Origin of the sequence: Bordetella parapertussis, assembly GCF_020735925.1 — a bacterium.
In the GTDB taxonomy this organism is placed as follows: Bacteria; Pseudomonadota; Gammaproteobacteria; order Burkholderiales; family Burkholderiaceae_B; genus Bordetella; species Bordetella pertussis.
Map to the genome: position 1 here is coordinate 3,397,573 of NZ_CP085971.1, position 18,850 is coordinate 3,416,422.

Genomic DNA, 18,850 nt, shown 5'->3' on the forward strand with positions numbered 1-18,850 from the left:
ATCGCCCCGGCCGCCGGCTAGAAACCCAGCCAGCGCCCGCGCATGAAGGCGTCCACCGGCATGCTGATATTGGCCCGCATTTCGTAGTCGCCGGAGATGACGTCGCGGTCCGCGCCCACCGCGAACTTCACGCTGGGCGCCAGCAGCATGCTGTGCTGCAGGCCGAAGCGCCGCTCGGTGACGCTGTCCACGCCCATGCCGCTGGCCTGGTAGGTGCCGCTCAGCGTGCCCCACCCGCTGATCGGCACGCCGGCCGACAAGGTATTGCGCATCTGCCGATGGGCGAAGCCGCCGTCCTGGAAACTGGCCAGGTCGCCGAACCCGGCGCCCACTTCCTCGGTCGCCACGCCCAGCGTGACCGCGTCGTCGGCCAGGTTGACGTTGTAGCCGAACCGGTAGCGCCAGGCGTTGACCGCGTCGAAGGTGCTCTGGGTGGCGCCGACCTGGAAGGTGCCCAGTTCGCCCGCCGCGTAAGTGGTACCCACGCCGCGCGTGGTCAGCGAAGGCGCCGACTGCATCTGCCCTTCCAGCGTCAGGCTGGGGGTCAGCCCGTAGCGGACCATGCCGCTGCCCGCCGAGGCGCCATAGTCGACCGCGCCCGAGGTGGCGGCCGGATCCATGTTGTTCAGGCGCCCGAACACCGACGAATAACCCAGCTGCCCCTCGGGCAGCAGTCCGCCGGGCGAGAGCCGGTCGCTGAGTTGCACGCCGCCGATCGGCGCCGTGCTGCCCCAGCCCGGCGCCTTGGAAACGACGTTGCCCATGGCCAGCGAAGGGCCGGTCACGGGCCGGTAGACCCAGCTGCGGTCGCCGTAGCTGACGGTGGGCACGGCGCTGGCGGAGGAAAACCAGGGCCTGCGCGGCTGGGCCACGCCGGTCATGAGGTAGACCGAGCGCTTGCCCGTCAGGTCGTCGGTTTCGAGACCGAAGGAGTAGTTCGGCTCGGCCGGCGGCACGTCGGGAAACAAGTCCTCGCAGCCCAGGGGCATGCTGGCGGGCGCATCGGCGCCGTCGCCGGCAGGCGGCAGCGGCACGGCGGGGTCATGCCCGAGCGCCGGCGCGGCCGCGTGCACCGAGGCGTCGGCGCCGGTTTCCGCCGGCAGCATGCGGCAGGGTTCGGGAATGGCGCGCTCCTGCAGCACCGGCGCCGGCGCGACCGGCTGCGAGCTGGCCGGCGCCAGCACGGAGATGCCGTAGCGGGCGACGTCGTCGGCCGCGCGCGCATAGGCCCGCCCGGCGGGCCGGGGGGCCGCCGTCTCGGGCGGGGTGGTGTCGATCGCGGCAGTCTCGGGGCCGGCCTCGAGGCCCGCGGGGGCCCTGGAGATATCCGGCGGGTCGGGCATGGCGCAGGCCGCCAGCGCCATATTGCCGGCCAGGACAGCGGCCACCGCCACGCGCGAGACGCCTCTGTGTTCGCGTTCGCAGGCAAGCATCACGCGCACCAGTGTAGGAATTCCCGAGCGAGGCATCTGTAAACTTTCTTGATAAATCGGCACGGGAACTGACCCGGCGCGGCGGCCAACGGGCCTGATTTTACGTCCGCGCGCGCCGGCTTCGCCGGCGCTGTCCGTTTCAGTCGATTTCCCGCCTCTTGCGGCGCCCGGGGCGCCGCGTCACTATGCGAACATGGACAATCCTCATACCAAGCTGCTGGTCGTCGACGACGACCCCGCCTTGCGGCAACTGCTGGCCGACTACCTCAACCGGCATGGCTACGACACCCTGCTGGCGCCCGACGCCAGCGACCTGGCCGCGCGCATCACGCGCTACGCCCCCGACCTGCTCGTCCTGGACCGCATGCTGCCGGGCGGCGACGGCGCCGACGCCTGCCGCCGCCTGCGCGACCAGGGCGAAGACATCCCCGTCATCCTGCTGACGGCGCGCGACGAAGCCGTGGACCGCATCATCGGCCTGGAAGCCGGCGCCGACGACTACCTCGGCAAGCCCTTCGACCCGCGCGAGCTGCTGGCGCGCATCGAAGCCGTGCTGCGGCGCAAGCGCGGCCCCTCGGCCCTGACCAAGGACGCCCCGGTCAGTTTCGGGCCCTTCGTATTCGATCCTGCCACGCGGCAATTGCTGCGCGATGACACGCCGGTCAAGCTGACCGGCGGGGAAATCAACCTGCTCGAAGCGCTGGTACGCAATGCCGGCAAGCCGCTCTCGCGCGAACGCCTGCTGGCGCTGGCGCGCGACGACGACGGCGGCGAGCGCAACGACCGCGCCATCGATATCGCCATCCTGCGCCTGCGGCGCGCCATCGAGGAAGACCCGAAGCAGCCGCGCTGGATCCAGACCGTGTGGGGCATCGGCTACCGGTTTTCGCCCTGATGAAACTGCCCCGCCTGCCGGCGCCGCGCTCGCTGCGCATGCGCCTGATCCTGCTGGTGCTGGGTTCGGTCCTGCTGGCGCAGGCCGCCACGCTGGCCACGGTGTCCTATTTCCGGCACAAATTCATGGAGGACGTGGCGATCGACTACATCGCCACCACCATCCGCACCTTGCGCGCCTCGCTGTCGCAGGTGCCGACCGACGAACGCGCGGAGTTCGTGCGCCAGGCTTCCGGCAACCAGTGGCGGCTCTGGTCGCGCTCGCTGCCGGCCGACGCGCGGCTGCAGCGCTGGCATCGCGGCCCCCAGGAAGACGAGGCCGAGCGCGAGCGGATGCGGCGCGAGTACGAACGCCGCCATCCGCCGCCCGACGACATCCGGCGCGACCTGCGCGGCCTGGTCAGCGAACTCAACGAGCGCCTCAGCGACGGCACGCGCGTGGCGCTGTCGCGCGGCCCCCGGCCGGAAATCTTCATCTCGCTGGCGCCCAGCCCCTCGCCCGACGACGCGCCGCCGCTGCGCGAATGGCTGGTCATCCCGCTCGAACGCCTGGATCCGCCCGTCGCCACCCCATTGATCGTATCCTGGGTCGGCGGGATCGGGCTGGTGCTCGCCTGGTTTTCGTGGCACATCACGCGGCCGCTCACGCGCCTGGCCGACGCCGCCGACCAGCTGGCCGCCGGCCAGCCCCAGCGCGTCGAACCCTCGGGGCCGCATGAAACGCGCGTGCTGGGCGAACGCTTCAACGCCATGCTGGACGCGCTGGCCGAGTCCGACTCGGTGCGGCGCACGCTGCTGTCAGGGCTGCCGCACGACCTGAAGGGACCGCTGTCGCGCATGTGGCTGCGCATCGAGATGGCCGACGACCCGACGCTCAAGGAAGGATTGCGCAAGGACCTGCAGGACATGCAGCACATGGTCGACCAGTTCATCGGCTTCGTGCGCGGCACCGACCCGGCCGCCTACCGCTACGCGCCGCTGGCGCTGGGCGAATGGCTGGCCGAGCGCGTGGGCGCATGGCAGGGTGCGGGCACCGACATCCGCCTGCAGGCGCCCGACAATGGCGCGCTGGGCATACAGGCGGACGCGGTGGCGCTGGGCCGCCTGCTGGACAACCTGATCGGCAACGCCCTGCATCATGGCGCGCCGCCGATCGAGGTCAGCCTGCGGCGCGACGCGGACATGGCGGTGCTGGAAGTGTCGGACCACGGGCCCGGCATCGCGCCCGAGCGGCGCACCGAGGCGCTGCGGCCCTGCGCGCGGCTGGACGACGCCCGCACGCGCACCGGCAACGTCGGCCTGGGGCTGGCGCTGGCCGAGGCCATCGCGCGCGCCCACGGCGGCGGGCTCGAATTGCGCCAGGCGCCCTCGGGCGGCCTGTTGGTGCGCATCACCCTGCCGCTTGCGGCCGCTTGACCCGCCGGCCGCGCCGTCAGGCGCCCGGCGGCGGCAAGAGCGGCACCGGCCGGCGTTCCTTGCCGAACACCGAACGGTACGCCAGGATGTTGAATACCAGCACCACGGGCACCCCGATCACGGTGCCGGCCAGCACCAGCCGCATGGAATCCAGCGCGCCGCTGCCATCCCAGATGGTCATGTCGTCGAGGATCAGGTACGGAAAGAAGCTGTAGGCCAGGCCGCACAGCATCAGCACGAACAGCATCACGCACAGGACGAACGGCAGCCAGCTGAAGCCGTCGGCCTTGCCCGGCAGCCGCGCCAGCAGCATCTCGGCCGCCACGAAGCCCAGCAGCATGAGAGCCCAGACCATGGCGGCCACGCCCAGGTGGGCCGTATTGCTCCATTTGTAGAAGATGCCGGCGTTGGCCAGGCCCAGCGTCACGGCGATGGCCACCATGCCGGCGGCGGTCCAGCGGATCGAGTGCCGCGCCCAGCCGGCGGCGCGCCGCTGCAGCTCGCCGCCGTCGACCCGCATGACCAGCCAGCACGCGCCCAGCAGCGCATACGCGGCCATGGCGCACAGCCCGACGAAGAAGGCGAACCAGCCGTAGCCGGCGTCGGCCTGGTAGTCGGTGGCGATGCGCCCCAGCACCATGCCCTGGCCCAGCGCGGTCAGCAGCGACCCCACCCAGAACCCGAAGATCCAGCGCGGCTTGATCTCGGTGCGGGCGCGGATGCGGAACTCGAACGACACGCTGCGCAACACCATGCCCAGCGCCATCACGGTCAATGGCCCGAACAGCTTGCCCAGCACCACCCCCCAGGCGAACGGGAACGCCGAGACGAACAGCCCCAGCCCCAGCAACGGCCAGAACTCGTTGGCATCGCGCCAGGGGCTGAGCAGGCCCATCATGCGGCCGCGCTCTTCCGAGGGCGCCAGCTGCAGCAGCAGTCCGACGCCGATGTCGAATCCGTCGAGCACGATGCCGGCCGCCATCAGCAGCAGCAACAGCCCGACGAAAACCAGCGGCATCCAGAACGAGGGATCGTCGGGGCTCAGGCCCAGCGAGGCGGCCAGGGTCGCGATCATGAGGATCCTCCGGTCTTGCGCACGGGCACCACGCCATAGCGCGCGGCATGGAACAGCATGCCCACGAACGCGGCCAGCAGCACGGCGTACAGCGCGACATGGCCGGCCAGGCTGTAGAGCAGCGCGGGCGTGGTCACCGGCCCCAGCACTTCGGACTGCGTCACGGCGCGATTGACGGCATACGGCTGCATGCCGGCCAGGTCGTAGCACCAGGTGGCCACGACCCCGAGCGCGCCGGCGAACATCAGCAGCGACAGCACCCTCAGCCACCAGCGCGGCAGGGCCGCCGGATCGAAACCGCGCCGGCAGGTCAGCGCCAGGGTGGCGCACGAGGCCGCCAGCATCAGCAGGCCCAGCCCCAGCGCCAGCCGCAAGGACCAGAACGTGAAGGCCACGGGCGGCTGCATGCCGGAGAATTTGTCCAGGCCCAGGTAGCCGAGCGAAGCGTCGCGGTGCAGCCAGCGCCCGCCCGCCCCGGCCAGCGAGACCGCGGCCAGGTTGGCCTGGGCGCGGGCGCTGGGCCAGCCGAACACCACCAGCTCGGGCTCGGCGCCGCTGTGCCAGAAGCCCGCCGCGGCGGCGGCCTTGGCCGGCTGCAGGCGCGCCGTGACCTCGCCCATGCCGGCGGCCAGCGGCCCCAGCAGCAGCGAGGCCAGCAACGCGACGGCCAGGCCGGCGCGAAAGGCGTGGCGCTCGCCGTCGTCCAGCGGGCGGCGCAGGGCCTGCATGGCGGTCACGCCCAGCATCAGGAACCCGGCCGTCAGGAAAGCGCCCAGCACGGTCAGGCCCAGGCGCCAGCCGAACGACGGATTCAGGACCACCGCGCGCCAGTCGTATACCTGGTAGCGGCCGTCGATCAGGACCGCGCCGTCAGGCGTCTGCAGCCAGGAAAACAGGGCCAGCACCCAGCCCACCGCCACCAGCTGCCCGATCGCGACCATGAGCACCGCCAGCGTATGGGCGGCGTCGGAGACCCGGCGCTGGCCAAACAGCATCACGCCCAGGAAGCACGACTTGACGATGAAGATCGACAGCACGCCGTAGCCCAGCAAGGGGCCGGCCAGGTTGCCGATCTTGTCCATCAGGCCCGACCAGAGGCTGCCCAGCTGGATCAGCACCGGCACCGTGCAGGCCAGCGCCAGCACGAACGCCAGCGCAAAAATGCGCACCCAGAAGCGGTAGGCGGCCGTCCAGCCGGACTGCCCCGACCAGCGGGCGCGCAGCTTGAAGAACAGCAGCAGCCAGGCCAGCGCCAGCGATATCGCCAGGAACAGCGCCAGAAAGCCCAGGCTTGCCGTGAACTGCGCGCGTGCCAGCAGGAGTGGAGGGATATTCATGATGGGCGGTAGTTTAGAGCCTGTTTCCGGCATGTGGGGGACGGCTTGCAACAGTGTTTCCGCGCGAACGTGGCAAAATTGACTCTTTGTCGCCGCTTTTTCCTATTCTTTCAGAATGACCCACGCCCCGACGCCGCCTGCCGCCAGCAATTTCCTGCGCCCGATCATCGAAGACGACCTGCAAGCGAACCGCTTCCAGGGCAAGCTGTGGGCCGGCAAACCCGGCCCGGCCGCGCTGCAGGCGCAGGGACAGCCCGACCCGGCGCGCATCCGCACCCGCTTTCCGCCGGAGCCCAACGGCTACCTGCACATCGGCCACGCCAAGAGCATCTGCGTGAACTTCGGGCTGGCGCGCGACTACGGCGGCGTCTGCCACCTGCGCTTCGACGACACCAACCCCGAGAAGGAAGAGCAGGAGTACGTCGACGCCATCATCGAGGCCGTGCATTGGCTGGGCTTCGATTGGCAGGCCGATGGCAATGACAACCTGTATTTCGCCAGCGACTACTTCGAATTCATGTACGAGTTCGCCGAGGCGCTGGTGCAGGCCGGCCACGCCTACGTCGACGAGCAAAGCGCCGAAGAGATCCGCGCCAGCCGCGGCACGCTGACCGAGCCGGGCACCGACTCGCCGTGGCGCGACCGCCCGGCCGACGAGTCGCTGCTGCGCCTGCGCGAGATGCGCGACGGCAAGCATCCCGACGGCAGCCTGGTGCTGCGCGCCCGGATCGACATGGCCTCGCCCAACATCAACCTGCGCGACCCGGTCATGTACCGCGTGCGCCATGCCACCCACCACCGCACCGGCAACGCATGGTGCATCTACCCGATGTACAGCTGGGCCCATCCGGTGGAAGACGCCCTGGAAGGCATCACCCACAGCATCTGCACGCTGGAATTCGAAGACCAGCGGCCGTTCTATGACTGGATCCTGGCGCGCCTGGCCGAGCTGGGCAAGCTGGCGCGCCCGCTGCCGCACCAGTACGAGTTCGCCCGGCTGAACCTGACCTACGTGGTCACCAGCAAGCGCAAGCTGCTGCAACTGGTGCGCGAAGGCTACGTGGATGGCTGGGACGACCCGCGCATGCCGACGCTGTTCGGCCTGCGCCGGCGCGGCTACACGCCGTCCTCGATCCGGCTGTTCTGCGACCGCACCGCGGTGTCGAAGTCGGATTCGCGCATCGACTACAGCCTGCTCGAGCAGGCCGTGCGCGACGACCTCGACCCGGTGGCGCCGCGCTCGGTCGCGGTGCTGGACCCGCTCAAGCTGGTGATCACCAATCACCCGGAAGGCCGCAGCGAGACCTGCTCGGCCCCGCGCAACCCGCACGATCCGCAGGCCGGCGTGCGCGAATTCCCGTTCACGCGCGAGCTGTGGATCGAGCAGGACGACTTCCGCGAAGAGCCGCCCAAGAAGTACTTCCGCCTGTTTCCCGGCAACACGGTGCGGCTGAAGTACGGCTACGTGGTGCGCTGCACCGGCTTTACCAAGGACGAATCGGGCAAGGTCGTGGAAGTGCAGGCCGAGTACCTGCCGGATACCAAGAGCGGCACGCCGGGCGCCGACAGCGTCAAGGTCAAAGGCAATATCACCTGGGTGAGCGCGGCCCACGCCGTACCGGCCCAGGTACACCTGTACGACCGGCTGTTCGCCGATGCGCATCCCGACGGCGGCGACAAGGACTTCCTGGCCTGCCTGAACCCCAATTCCAAGCAGACCGTGCAGGCCTGGCTGGAGCCGGGCATCGAGGCCGTCCCGGGCGCCACGTGGCAGTTCGAGCGGCTGGGCTATTTCACGGTGGACAGCAAGGACTCCCGCCCCGAGGCGCCGGTCCTGAACCGCATCGTGACCCTGCGCGACTCCTGGCAGGCGGCCTGACCGCGCGCCAGGACGCTCCGCGCGGCGCTGGCCGGGTTATCATGCCCGACAATCCGCTGTCGCCGGCCGCCCTCCGCTTCGGGCCGGCGGCCGGCGCTTCCATTCCAATCCATGAACACTGAATCCCTCGCCCTGGACTTCAAGAGCGCCACGCTCTATGCCATTCGCGTGGTGCTGCACGATGCCGACACCACCCGCCTGCGCGCCGCGCTGGACAAGCGCATGGCCGACGCCGGCAGCTTCTTCGAGAACGAGCCGGTGGTCATCGATGCCACCCGCGTCGATGCGCCGGTGGACTGGCCCGCCCTGCTGCAGGCCCTGGCCGACCACAATCTGCCGCCCATCGGCGTGGTGGCCGAGGACGCCAACCTGCAGGGCGCCCGCGATGCCGGACTGGTGCCGGTCGAGCTGTCGACCCCGGTGGCCCGCGCGCCCCAGGTGATCGACACGGCACCGCCCAACGATGTGGCCACGCCGGTGCCGTCCGTGCCCGAGGCCACTGCCGAGGCCGCGGCCAAGGCCGGCCCGCAGGACGACGAAGCGGACGGCGAGCAGGCCGACGAAGCGCCCGCGCACAACCCCGAGTCGGTGCCGACGCGCGCGGCGCGCGAGACCACCGAGGCCAACCGCCCTACCGCCACGCCGCCCCAGTCCTCGTCGGCGCTGGTCATCACCAAGCCCCTGCGCTCGGGCCAGCGCGTCTATGCGCGCCATACCGACCTGATCGTGATCGGCATGGTCAGCCAGGGCGCCGAAGTCATCGCCGACGGCAACGTGCACGTGTACGGCCCGCTGCGCGGCAAGGCCATGGCCGGCGCGCGCGGCGACACCTCGGCGCGCATCTTCACCACGCAGCTCGATGCCGAACTGCTGGCCGTAGCCGGCGTGTACCGGGTGGTGGAGGACAAACTGGACCGGGCGTTGCATAACCAGCCGGCCCTGGTGCGGCTCGACGGCGACACCTTGCGCATCGAGGCGCTGAAGGGTTGAAACGGCACCAGGCAAACGGCACACGACTGCCTACATCTTGTAAGAAGCCTTCATACGCTTTTTGCTTTACGATAACGCGATTTGTACGCACATAAATAAGGGTTCGAGCGTCATGACACGTATTGTTGTGGTGACTTCCGGCAAGGGCGGGGTGGGCAAGACCACCACCAGCGCCAGCTTTTCCGCTGGCCTCGCAATGCGAGGCCACAAGACCGCTGTCATCGACTTCGATGTCGGCTTGCGCAACCTGGACCTCATCATGGGGTGCGAGCGCCGCGTCGTCTACGACTTCGTCAACGTGATCCAGGGCGAGGCGTCCCTCAAGCAGGCGCTCATCAAGGACAAGCAACTCGAGAACCTGTTCATCCTGCCCGCCTCGCAGACCCGCGACAAGGACGCGCTGACGCAGGAAGGCGTCGAGAAGGTGATCGACGAGCTCAAGGAAATGGGCTTCGACTACATCGTCTGCGACTCGCCCGCCGGTATCGAGGCGGGCGCGCTGATGGCCGCCTATTTCGCCGACGACGCGCTGGTCGTGACCAACCCCGAAGTATCGTCGGTGCGCGACTCCGACCGCATCCTGGGCATCCTGGCCGCCAAGTCGCGCCGCGCCGTGCAGGGCGACGAGCCGGTCAAGGAATACCTGCTGCTGACCCGCTACAACCCCAAGCGCGTCAACGACGGCGAAATGCTGTCGCTGAGCGACATCGAGGATATCCTGCGCATCAAGCTGATCGGCGTGATCCCGGAATCCGAAGCCGTGCTGCAGGCCTCCAACCAGGGCCTGCCCGCCATCCACCTCAAAGATACCGACGTCTCCGAAGCCTACAAGGACGTCGTGGCGCGCTTCCTGGGCGAAGAACGCTCGCTGCGCTTTACCGACTATGAAAAGCCTGGCTTGTTGAAGCGGCTGTTCGGGGGAAAGTAAGCAATGTCCTTCCTGTCGTTTCTGCTCGGTCAGAAGAAGTCCTCGGCCAGCGTCGCCAAAGAACGTCTTCAGATCATCCTGGCCCACGAGCGCGGCCGCGGCGACTCGCCGGACTACCTGCCGCAACTGCAGCAGGAGCTGGTTGCCGTCATTTCGAAATACGTCAAGATCGACCCCGAAGACATCAAAGTCCACCTCGAACGCCAGGACACCCTGGAAGTGCTCGAGGTCAAGATCGAAATGCCGCAAAACTGAACACTCGGGTGCCTGTCCCCGCACGGGGGACAGGCACCCGCTGAATTCATGCCGGCCGCCTCCCCCGACGGCGTCTCGGCAGCCACAAAAAAACCCGGCCGAAGCCGGGTTTCTCGTTCAGGCGCGGGCGCGGATCTACTTGCCGACCTGGTCGCCGATCACGCCACCGATGGCGGCGCCGCCGACCGTGCCGAGAATGCCGCCGTTGGTGATCACGGCGCCCGCCACGCCACCCAGTGCGGCACCGCCCACGGTGCTCTTCTGGCGGCGGCTCATGCTGTCCCAGGACGAGCAGCCGGCCATGGAAACGGCCAGCAAGGCGGCCATGCAGGCTTTGGAGAGGGTACCGATCTTCATAACAAGCTCCTATTCTTGTGCCGGGATAGCGCACCAGCAGCGAAGCGAGCGCAGCACGCACAAAGCGCGTCCCATGAAACTTAGAGCCTACAGAATCGCAAAATACTGCACCGGATGCTGTTAGGTTTGCCCAGGAATTGTGTCAATGGGTAGGCAATCCCACCCGGATGCAGGCAGGTTGTTGCCGGAACGCGCGCTCATTTGACCAAACGTAACACGTCACGGAATCTGGGATGTTCGCAAGTTTCCATCCATTCGAATATCGCCATCTCGGTGGTGACGATTTCGGCGCCGGCGCCGCGCGCGCGGCGCAAGGCCGCATGGTGATCGGCCGGCTTGCGCGAGCCGGCGGCATCCGAGACCAGCAAGGCGCGGTAGCCTTCCTCGAGCAGGCCCAGCACGGTTTGCAGCACGCAGATGTGCGCTTCGCAGCCGGCCACGAGTATGGTCTTGCGGGCCGGCGGCAGCCAGGCGGTGAAACCGGGCTCGCGCGTGGCCGAGAAATGCATCTTGGGGAAACGGGCCTGGATCTGCGTGTCCAGCGGCGCCACCGTGACGCCCAGCATGCGCGCATGGTGTTCGGTGGCCACCACGGGCACATCCAGCAGGCGGGCCGCCTGCGCCAGCTTGTGCGCGGCGGCCAGCACGGCCTGACCATCGTGGATGGCGGGCATCAGGCGGCCCTGCATGTCCACGATGAGCAGCGTGGCCTGGTTGGCTTGCAGCAGTGCGGACATGCGGACCTCCGGTTGCGGCCTTACTTGAGGGCCTTGTAGCGCAGGCGCTTGGGCTTGGCGCCCTCCTCGCCCAGGCGGTGCTTCTTGTCGGCTTCGTACTCCTGGTAGTTGCCGTCGAAGAACACCACTTGCGAATCGCCCTCGAACGCCAGGATGTGGGTGGCGATCCGGTCCAGGAACCAGCGGTCGTGGCTGATCACCATGACGCTGCCCGGGAACTCGAGCAGCGCGTCTTCCAGCGCGCGCAGCGTTTCGACGTCCAGGTCGTTGGACGGTTCGTCCAGCAGCAGCACGTTGCCGCCGGCGATGAGGGTCTTGGCCAGGTGCAGGCGGCCGCGCTCGCCGCCGGACAATTGCCCGACGATCTTGTTCTGGTCGCCGCCCTTGAAGTTGAAGCGGCCCAGGTAGGCGCGCGAGGGCATTTCGAACTTGCCCACGGTCAGCAGGTCGGCGCCGTCGGCCACCGCGTCGAACACGGTCTTGTTGCCCTCGAGCGAATCGCGCGACTGGTCCACGTAGGCCAGCTTGACCGTCTGGCCCAGCTTCACTTCGCCCGAATCGGGCTGCTCGCGGCCGGCCAGCATGCGGAACAGCGTGGACTTGCCCGCGCCGTTGGGGCCGATGATGCCGACGATGGCGCCGGCCGGCACCTTGAAGCTGAGGTCGTCGATCAGCAGGCGGTCGCCATAGGCCTTGCTGACATGGTTGAACTCGATGACTTCATTGCCCAGGCGATCGCCCACCGGAATGAAGATTTCCTGGGTTTCGTTGCGCTTCTGGTATTCGTACGAGGACAGCTCCTCGAAGCGGGCGATACGCGCCTTGGCCTTGGCCTGGCGGCCCTTGGGGTTCTGGCGCACCCACTCCAGTTCCTTCTTGATGGTCTTCTGGCGCGCCGACTCGGTGGCTTCTTCCTGCTTGAGGCGGTCTTCCTTCTGCTCCAGCCAGGAGCTGTAGTTGCCTTTCCAGGGGATGCCGTAGCCGCGGTCCAGCTCGAGGATCCACTCCGCCGCGTTGTCGAGGAAGTAGCGGTCGTGGGTCACGGCCACCACGGTGCCGGGGAACTTGTGCAGGAACTGCTCCAGCCACTCCACGCTTTCCGCGTCGAGGTGGTTGGTGGGCTCGTCCAGCAGCAGCATGTCGGGCTTGGACAGCAGCAGGCGGCACAGCGCCACGCGGCGCTTTTCGCCCCCGGACAGCTTGCCCACCATCGCGTCCCACGGCGGCAGGCGCAGGGCGTCGGCGGCGATTTCCATCTGGTGCTCGATATCGTCGGCGCCGCTGGACGCGGCGGCGGCGATGACGGCCTCCAGCTCGGCCTGCTCGGCCGCCAGGGCATCGAAATCCGCATCCGGCTCGGCGTAGGCGGCGTAGACCTCGTCAAGGCGCTGCTTGGCGTTGAAGACGGCGCCCAGGCCCTCTTCCACCGACTGGCGCACCGTATGTTCGGGGTTGAGCTCGGGCTCCTGCGGCAGGTAGCCGATGTTCAGCCCCGGCATGGGGATGGCTTCGCCTTCGATTTCCTTGTCCACGCCGGCCATGATCTTGAGCAGCGTGGATTTCCCCGAGCCGTTCAGGCCCAGCACGCCGATCTTGGCGCCAGGAAAAAAGGAAAGGGAGATGTCGCGCAGGATCTGCCGCTTGGGCGGCACGATCTTGCCGACACGGTTCATCGTGTAGACGTATTGGGCCATGGACTCAGGGTCGGAAAAAGACAGTGATATACCGGAACAAGCCCTGATTGTAGGCCGGAACCCGCCGGCCCACCGCAGGCCGGCCGCAACCGCCTCAGGCGCGGCGCCGCGCGGGGCGCCACTGGGCCAGGCTGACGCCGGCCAGCGCCATCAGGCCGCCGGCAATGTGATACAGGTGCGGCGTTTCGCCCAGGAAGGCGGCGGCGATGGCGACCGTGACGACCGGCATCAGGTTGAGGAAGATGCTGGCCCGGTTGGGCCCCAGGTAGCGCACCCCCTGCATCCACAGAAATGGCGCGAACAGCGACGGGAAAATGCCGGCATACAGGACCAGCGGGATGTTCTGGGCATTCAGGGGCGAGGCCGGCGTCAGCAGGAATGCCGGCAACTGGAACACAATGCCGAACAGCACCTGCACGAACAGCGACTGCCACGGCCCGACCGACATCGGCCACTTGCGCAACAGCACGCCGTAGAGCGCATACGCCAGCGCCGCCAGTCCCATCAGCGCGTCGCCGCGGCTGCCGCCCAGCGCCAGCAGGCGCAGCGGATTGCCCTCGCCCAGCAGGATGCCCAGCCCCGCGAGCGAGACCACGGCGCCGAGGATGGCGGTGAGCGCCGGCCGTTCGCGCAGCACCAGCGAGCCGACCACGACCGTCAGCAAGGGAACCATGGCGGTGATGATGCCCATGTTGGTGGCGGTGGTCGTGCCCGCCGCCACGTACATCAGGCCCTGGTACAAGGCCATGCCGAGGCCGCCCAGGACCGCCAGTCTGCCGAGGTTGGGCCGGATCTGCGGCCATTGCCGCAGCACCCCGGGCAGGGCGAACGGCGCCAGCAGCAGGCCGGCCAGCACCCAGCGGTAGAAACCGATGGAGGCTGGCGCGATCACGTCGGCCGCCATTTTGGTTACCACCATGTTGACCGACCAGATCGTCGTCGCCAGCAGGGGAAACGCCATGTGGCGCGGCTGCGGCTGGGCGGCGCCGGGCGGCGAAGGGATGCTGCGCATCGAAAATCCGGAATTGGGGAAACCCCGCGATGTTAGCGCAGGGCCGCCATGCGCCCGGCCGCGGAAAGCGCGACAATACGGGCTGCCTTTCGTTGTCCCACCAGGAATCACCATGTCCGCCTCCGCCCAGCCGCCCGCCTCGCTCACGCATTTCAGTCCCGCCGAACTGGACATGCTGGCCAAGACCGCCGACGCGCTCAGCGCCTATCTGGGCAAGCCGGTGCAGGCCGAAGTGGCGCTCGGCGACGAAGGCACCGAATGGGTCACGTTCGGGGTCGCGCTGGATACCGACGCCGACGAAACCGACGACGCCGCGCCGCATGTCCAGATGGGCGGCGCCGGCGCGCGCCTGCTGGGCGGGCGCGGCGGCCTGCCCGACTCCGACACGGAAAGCTATGACTGCCTGTATCTGTGGGCGGTGCAGATCTCGCTCGTCGAAGGCGAGCGTTTCATCAAGCTGGACCAGGACGGCGACGAATGCGCCTGGTCGGACCAGCTCACCGATGTGCTGCCGTTCGCGCTGAGCGAAGACGAGCTGCCGCCGGACGACGACGAAGACGACGAGGACGACGAGGACGGGGCCGACGACGACGGTCCCGGCCACAACGGCGATACACACCGTCACTAAGCGGGCGGGAATCGGGCGGATTTTGCGGTAGTCTGGCTTCTGTCCGGGCGGCCATGCAGCAGCCGTCCCGCCAGCCGGCCGGCCCAGGCCGCGCGGCCGATCCGTCGTGCAAGGAGCCCCATGACCTCGACCCCGCCCCCCGCGTTCCCCGCCGGCGCCAAGCGCCCCGACCTGGCCAGCCTGACCGCCTACGAGGCCGCGCGCGAGCTGGCCGCCGGCGAAATCGGCAGCGAAGCGCTGACCGCCGCCTACCTGGCCCGCATCGCGGCGCATCCGGAACTCAACGCCTTCATCACGGTGGACGCCGACGGCGCGCTGGCGCAAGCGCGCGCCTGGGACGCGGCGCGCGCCGCCGGCGCCGCCGCGCAGCCGCTGGGCGGCGTGCCCATCGCCATCAAGGACAACATCCACGTGGCCGGCCTGCCCAATACCGCCGGCACGCCGGCGCTGCGGGGATTCGTGCCGCGCGCGCATGCCCCGGTCGTGCAGCGCCTGGTCCAGGCCGGCGCCGTCATCCTGGGCAAGACCAATATGCACGAGCTGGCCTACGGCGTCAGCGGCTACAACACCGCGTTCCATGGCGAGCGCACCGTCGGCGTGCGCAATGCCTACGACACGGCCCGCATCGCCGGCGGCTCGTCGGCGGGCAGCGGCGCGGCCGTGGGCGCGCGCCTGGCCCCCGCGGCGCTGGGCACGGACACCGGCGCCTCGATCCGCCTGCCGGCCGCGCTCAATGGCGGCGTGGGGCTGCGGCCCACGGTAGGCCGCTACGATGCCGCCGGCATCACGCCGATCTCGCATACGCGCGACACCCCCGGCCCCATGGCCAACAGCGTGACCGACGTCATGCTGCTGGACGCCGTGATCTCCGGCGAGCCGGCGCCGGCGCCGATCCCGGCGACCCGCATCCGCCTGGGCCTGCCGGCCTGGTTCTGGACCGGCCTGGATCCCGCCATCGCAGCGGTGGCGCGCGCCGCGCTGGACAAGCTGCGCGCCGCCGGCGTCGACCTGATCGAACTCGACATGCCGGGGCTGAAGGAGCAGAACCAGGAAATCAGCTTCGTGCTGGCCCTGTACGAACAGAAGATGGACCTGATCGACTATCTGCGGCGCTACGAAGCCGGACCGGATTTCGACGGCGTGGTGGCGCAGATCGCCAGCCCCGACGTGCGCGCCATTTTCACCGACATGATCGCGCCGCTGCGGCTGCCCGGCCCCGACGGCGCCGGCCTCGACCTGGAGCCCCTGTACCGTGAGGCCATCGCCACCGGGCGGCCGGCGCTGATCGGTATCTATCGCGACGCCTTCGCGCGCCATCGCATCGACGCCCTGCTGTTTCCCACCGTGCCGGTGGGCGCGCCCCTGGCCGGCCCCGACGCCAGTTCGCTGGAGAACTTCGCCAGGCTGGCGCGCAACGTCGACCCCGGCAGCAACGCCGGCCTGCCCGGCCTGAGCCTGCCCGCCGGGCTGGACGCGCACGGCCTGCCCGTGGGCCTGGAACTGGACGGCCTGCCCGGCGAAGACCGCAAGGTACTGGCCATCGGCCTGATGCTGGAAACCATCCTGGGCCGGCTCGCGCCGCCTGCCATCGCGGCGGCCTGAGACGCGGCGGCCCGCCGCAGGCGGCCAGTGCACGCCCGCCGCGGGGCGATCGCGGCGCAGTGCATCGCGGCGCTTGCCGGCGCGCGCCGCGGCGCTTTAAGGTGGAACGACCCCGTCCACTGGAGCCGCGCCATGGCCCGCCTCACCCGCATCGTTCCCTGCCTGTGGTTCGACCACCAGGCCGAGGAAGCCGCCCGCTACTACGCGGATATATTCGACAACTCGCGCGTCGGCGCGATCAGCCGCTACGGCGAGACCGGCAAGGAGGTGCACGGACGCGCGCCCGGCTCGGTCATGACAGTGCAGTTCGAACTGGACGGCACGCCCTTCACGGCGCTCAACGGCGGCCCGGCGTTCCAGTTCAGCCCGGCGATTTCGCTGCAGGTCAGCTGCGCCACCCAGGAAGAAATCGACCACTACTGGGAGCGGCTGGGCGCCGGCGGCGATCCGCGGGCGCAACAATGCGGCTGGCTGGCCGACCAATACGGCCTGTCGTGGCAGATCGTGCCCGCCATGGTGGCCGAGTGGATGACCGGCGACCCGGCCGGCGTGCAGCGCGCCATGGCGGCGCTGCTGGGCATGAAGAAGCTGGACATCGCCGCCCTGCGGCGCGCCTACGACGGCGCCTGAGCGGCGCCACGCTCAGGCCGGGCGGCCCTCCTCCACCGCGTGGCAGGCGACCACGGCCAGGCCGTGCCCAAGCGCCCGCGGCGCCTCGCTCTTGCAGCGCGCGTTCGCATGCGGGCAACGCGGATGGAAGGCGCAGCCTGTCGGGGGATTGAGCGGATTGGGCACCTCGCCGGCCACCGCGGTACGCGGCCGCCCAGCGCCGTTCAGGTCGGGAATCGCCTCCAGCAGCATGCGGGTGTAGGGATGGCGCGGCTGCGCGAACAGCTCGTCGCGCGGCGCCACTTCGACCAGCTTGCCCAGGTACATCACGCCCACGCGGTCGGCCACATGGTGCACCACCGCCAGATTGTGCGAGATGAACAGATAGGTCAGGCCCAGTTCGCGCTGCAGATCCTTCATCAGGTTCAGCACCTGCGCCTGCACCGATACGTCCAGCGCCGAGGTCGGCTCGTCGCACACCAGGAACTGCGGCCGCGCCGCCAGGGCGCACGCGATCGAGATGCGCTGGCGCTGGCCGCCCGAGAACTGGTGCGGATAGCGGTGCTGGTCGGCCGGGTCGAGCCCGACCTGGCGCAGCAGCTCGCCGACCCGTTCCTGGCGCTGCGCCGGCGCCAGGCTGGCATGCGTGAGCAGGGGTTCGGCGATGATGCGCCCGACCCGCCAGCGCGGATTGAGGCTGGCATAGGGGTCCTGGAAGATCATCTGCAGGCGGCTGCGCAACTGCTTGCCCTGCGGCGTGGCAAGCGCCGACAGCGGCTGGCCGTCGAACTGTATCGCGCCGCGCGTCAGCCCATACAGACCCACCAGCATGCGCGCCACGGTCGATTTGCCGCAGCCCGACTCGCCCACCAGCGCCAGGGTCTCGCCACGCGCGATCTCGAAACTGACCCCGTCGACCGCGCGCAGCATCTGGCGCGGCTTGCGCGCCAGGACGCGCTCGAGCCACGGCGCCGACACGTCGAACCAGCGCGCGGCATCCCGTACCTGTACCAATGGCGCGTTCATGCCGCCTCCCGCGCATCGTGCAGCCAACAGGCGGCCCGCGAGGCGCCCGCCGGCATCAGCTCGGGACGTTCGCTGCCGCAGCGCGGCAGCCGGACCTTGCAGCGCGGGTTGAAGGCGCAGCCCGGCGGAATGGCGTTCAGGCGCGGCATGCTGCCGTCGATCTGGACCAGACGCTCGGCATGGCTGTCGAGCGCCGGGATCGACCCCATCAGGCCTTCGGTGTATGGGTGGCGCGGACGATGGATGACATCGCCGACCGGCCCGATCTCGGCCAGCCGCCCGGCGTACATGACGGCCACGCGATCGGCGGTCTCGGCGATCACGCCCATGTCGTGGGTGATCAGCATGACCGAGGCGCCCTGCTCGCGGCACAGCTTCTTCAGCAATTCGATGATCTGCGCCTGGATGGAGACATCCAGCGCCGTGGTGGGCTCGTCGGCCACCACCAGCCTGGGCTCGGCCGCCAGCGCCAGCGCGATCACCACGCGTTGCCGCATGCCGCCGGAGAACTGGTGCGGAAAATGATCGATGCGCTCGCGCGCGGCCGGAATGCCGGTGGCCGCCAGCAGCTCGATGGCGCGCTCGCGCGCCTGGCTCCAGGACAGCGGAAGATGCGTCACGATGGTTTCGGCCAGCTGCCGGCCAACCGTGTACAGCGGATTGAGCGAGGTCAGCGGATCCTGGAACACCGCCCCGATTTCGCGCCCGCGCACGCGCCGCATCTGGTCTTCGCGCAGGTTGTCGATGCGCCGCCCGGCCAGCAGGATCTGGCCCGCGCTGATGCGCCCCGGCGGTTCGAGCAGGCCGATGATGGCGGCGCCGGTCAACGACTTGCCGGCGCCGGATTCGCCCACCACGCCCAGCACTTCGCCCGGCGCGATGGTGAACGACACATCGTCCAGCGCCTTGAGGGTGCCCCGGCGGGTCGGGAATTCGACCGACAGGTTCTTCACTTCAAGCAATGCGCTCATGGTCGCC

18 protein-coding genes are annotated in these 18,850 nt (G+C 69.4%); 9 read left to right on the forward strand and 9 right to left on the reverse strand.

The window, feature by feature from the left end; genetic code table 11:
• Positions 1-17: 17 nt before the first annotated feature.
• The gene (locus tag LK409_RS16035) at positions 18-1,469 is read right to left on the reverse strand and encodes a fimbrial protein (protein ID WP_041937281.1); all 1,452 of its coding nucleotides are present in this window, start codon (positions 1,467-1,469) and stop codon (positions 18-20) included.
• Between the two features lie 157 nt (positions 1,470-1,626).
• On the opposite strand from LK409_RS16035, the gene LK409_RS16040 reads away from it, so the two are divergent.
• Entirely contained in the window at positions 1,627-2,328 is a 702-nt protein-coding gene (locus tag LK409_RS16040) for a response regulator (protein ID WP_003814239.1), read from the forward strand.
• Positions 2,328-3,743, forward strand: coding sequence for a sensor histidine kinase RisK (risK, locus tag LK409_RS16045; protein WP_010929133.1), 1,416 nt, complete (start codon positions 2,328-2,330; stop codon positions 3,741-3,743). Before LK409_RS16040 ends, risK begins: the two co-directional genes overlap by 1 nt.
• A gap of 16 nt (positions 3,744-3,759) precedes the next feature.
• Here risK and LK409_RS16050 read toward each other — a convergent pair whose 3' ends face one another.
• Together LK409_RS16050 and LK409_RS16055 are read right to left on the reverse strand one after the other, a co-directional pair.
• Entirely contained in the window at positions 3,760-4,818 is a 1,059-nt protein-coding gene (locus tag LK409_RS16050) for a cytochrome d ubiquinol oxidase subunit II (protein ID WP_010929134.1), read from the reverse strand.
• Positions 4,815-6,155 carry a cytochrome ubiquinol oxidase subunit I gene (locus LK409_RS16055; protein ID WP_041937282.1) on the reverse strand — a complete coding sequence of 447 codons (1,341 nt, stop codon included), beginning with the start codon at positions 6,153-6,155 and terminating at the stop codon, positions 4,815-4,817. Before LK409_RS16055 ends, LK409_RS16050 begins: the two co-directional genes overlap by 4 nt.
• Positions 6,156-6,270: 115 nt before the next feature.
• On the opposite strand from LK409_RS16055, the gene LK409_RS16060 reads away from it, so the two are divergent.
• From LK409_RS16060 to minE, 4 genes are all read left to right on the forward strand, one after another.
• Positions 6,271-8,034 carry a glutamine--tRNA ligase/YqeY domain fusion protein gene (locus LK409_RS16060; protein WP_010929136.1) on the forward strand — a complete coding sequence of 588 codons (1,764 nt, stop codon included), beginning with the start codon at positions 6,271-6,273 and terminating at the stop codon, positions 8,032-8,034.
• A 111-nt stretch (positions 8,035-8,145) separates the two neighbouring features.
• On the forward strand, positions 8,146-9,024 hold the full coding sequence (minC, locus tag LK409_RS16065; RefSeq protein WP_010929137.1) for a septum site-determining protein MinC: 879 nt from the start codon (positions 8,146-8,148) through the stop codon (positions 9,022-9,024).
• Positions 9,025-9,136: 112 nt separating this feature from the next.
• Entirely contained in the window at positions 9,137-9,952 is an 816-nt protein-coding gene (gene minD / locus LK409_RS16070; RefSeq protein ID WP_003814250.1) for a septum site-determining protein MinD, read from the forward strand.
• A 3-nt stretch (positions 9,953-9,955) separates the two neighbouring features.
• On the forward strand, positions 9,956-10,207 hold the full coding sequence (minE, locus tag LK409_RS16075; protein WP_003814252.1) for a cell division topological specificity factor MinE: 252 nt from the start codon (positions 9,956-9,958) through the stop codon (positions 10,205-10,207).
• Positions 10,208-10,342: 135 nt separating this feature from the next.
• Here the strand turns inward: minE and LK409_RS16080 are convergent, their stop codons facing one another.
• From LK409_RS16080 to LK409_RS16095, 4 genes are all read right to left on the reverse strand, one after another.
• Positions 10,343-10,564, reverse strand: coding sequence for a glycine zipper 2TM domain-containing protein (locus tag LK409_RS16080; protein WP_003814254.1), 222 nt, complete (start codon positions 10,562-10,564; stop codon positions 10,343-10,345).
• Between the two features lie 197 nt (positions 10,565-10,761).
• On the reverse strand, positions 10,762-11,301 hold the full coding sequence (locus tag LK409_RS16085; RefSeq protein WP_003820956.1) for an isochorismatase family protein: 540 nt from the start codon (positions 11,299-11,301) through the stop codon (positions 10,762-10,764).
• Positions 11,302-11,321: 20 nt separating this feature from the next.
• Positions 11,322-12,995, reverse strand: coding sequence for an energy-dependent translational throttle protein EttA (gene ettA, locus LK409_RS16090; protein WP_003820955.1), 1,674 nt, complete (start codon positions 12,993-12,995; stop codon positions 11,322-11,324).
• Positions 12,996-13,089: 94 nt separating this feature from the next.
• Positions 13,090-14,007, reverse strand: a complete 918-nt coding sequence (locus tag LK409_RS16095; protein ID WP_003814259.1) for a DMT family transporter — start codon at positions 14,005-14,007, stop codon at positions 13,090-13,092.
• Positions 14,008-14,119: 112 nt separating this feature from the next.
• Here LK409_RS16095 and LK409_RS16100 point away from each other — a divergent pair, with 112 nt between their 5' ends.
• The 3 genes from LK409_RS16100 (at position 14,120) to LK409_RS16110 (ending at position 16,867) form a co-directional block, all read left to right on the forward strand.
• Positions 14,120-14,635, forward strand: coding sequence for a hypothetical protein (locus tag LK409_RS16100; RefSeq protein WP_010929138.1), 516 nt, complete (start codon positions 14,120-14,122; stop codon positions 14,633-14,635).
• 120 nt (positions 14,636-14,755) lie between these two features.
• Entirely contained in the window at positions 14,756-16,237 is a 1,482-nt protein-coding gene (gene iaaH, locus LK409_RS16105; protein WP_003814263.1) for an indoleacetamide hydrolase, read from the forward strand.
• Positions 16,238-16,369: 132 nt separating this feature from the next.
• Positions 16,370-16,867 carry a VOC family protein gene (locus LK409_RS16110; protein WP_010929139.1) on the forward strand — a complete coding sequence of 166 codons (498 nt, stop codon included), beginning with the start codon at positions 16,370-16,372 and terminating at the stop codon, positions 16,865-16,867.
• A gap of 12 nt (positions 16,868-16,879) precedes the next feature.
• Here LK409_RS16110 and LK409_RS16115 read toward each other — a convergent pair whose 3' ends face one another.
• Both LK409_RS16115 and LK409_RS16120 read right to left on the reverse strand, forming a co-directional pair.
• On the reverse strand, positions 16,880-17,872 hold the full coding sequence (locus LK409_RS16115) for an ABC transporter ATP-binding protein (protein ID WP_010929140.1): 993 nt from the start codon (positions 17,870-17,872) through the stop codon (positions 16,880-16,882).
• Positions 17,869-18,843, reverse strand: a complete 975-nt coding sequence (locus LK409_RS16120) for an ABC transporter ATP-binding protein (RefSeq protein WP_003814268.1) — start codon at positions 18,841-18,843, stop codon at positions 17,869-17,871. Before LK409_RS16120 ends, LK409_RS16115 begins: the two co-directional genes overlap by 4 nt.
• Positions 18,844-18,850 lie beyond the last annotated feature (7 nt).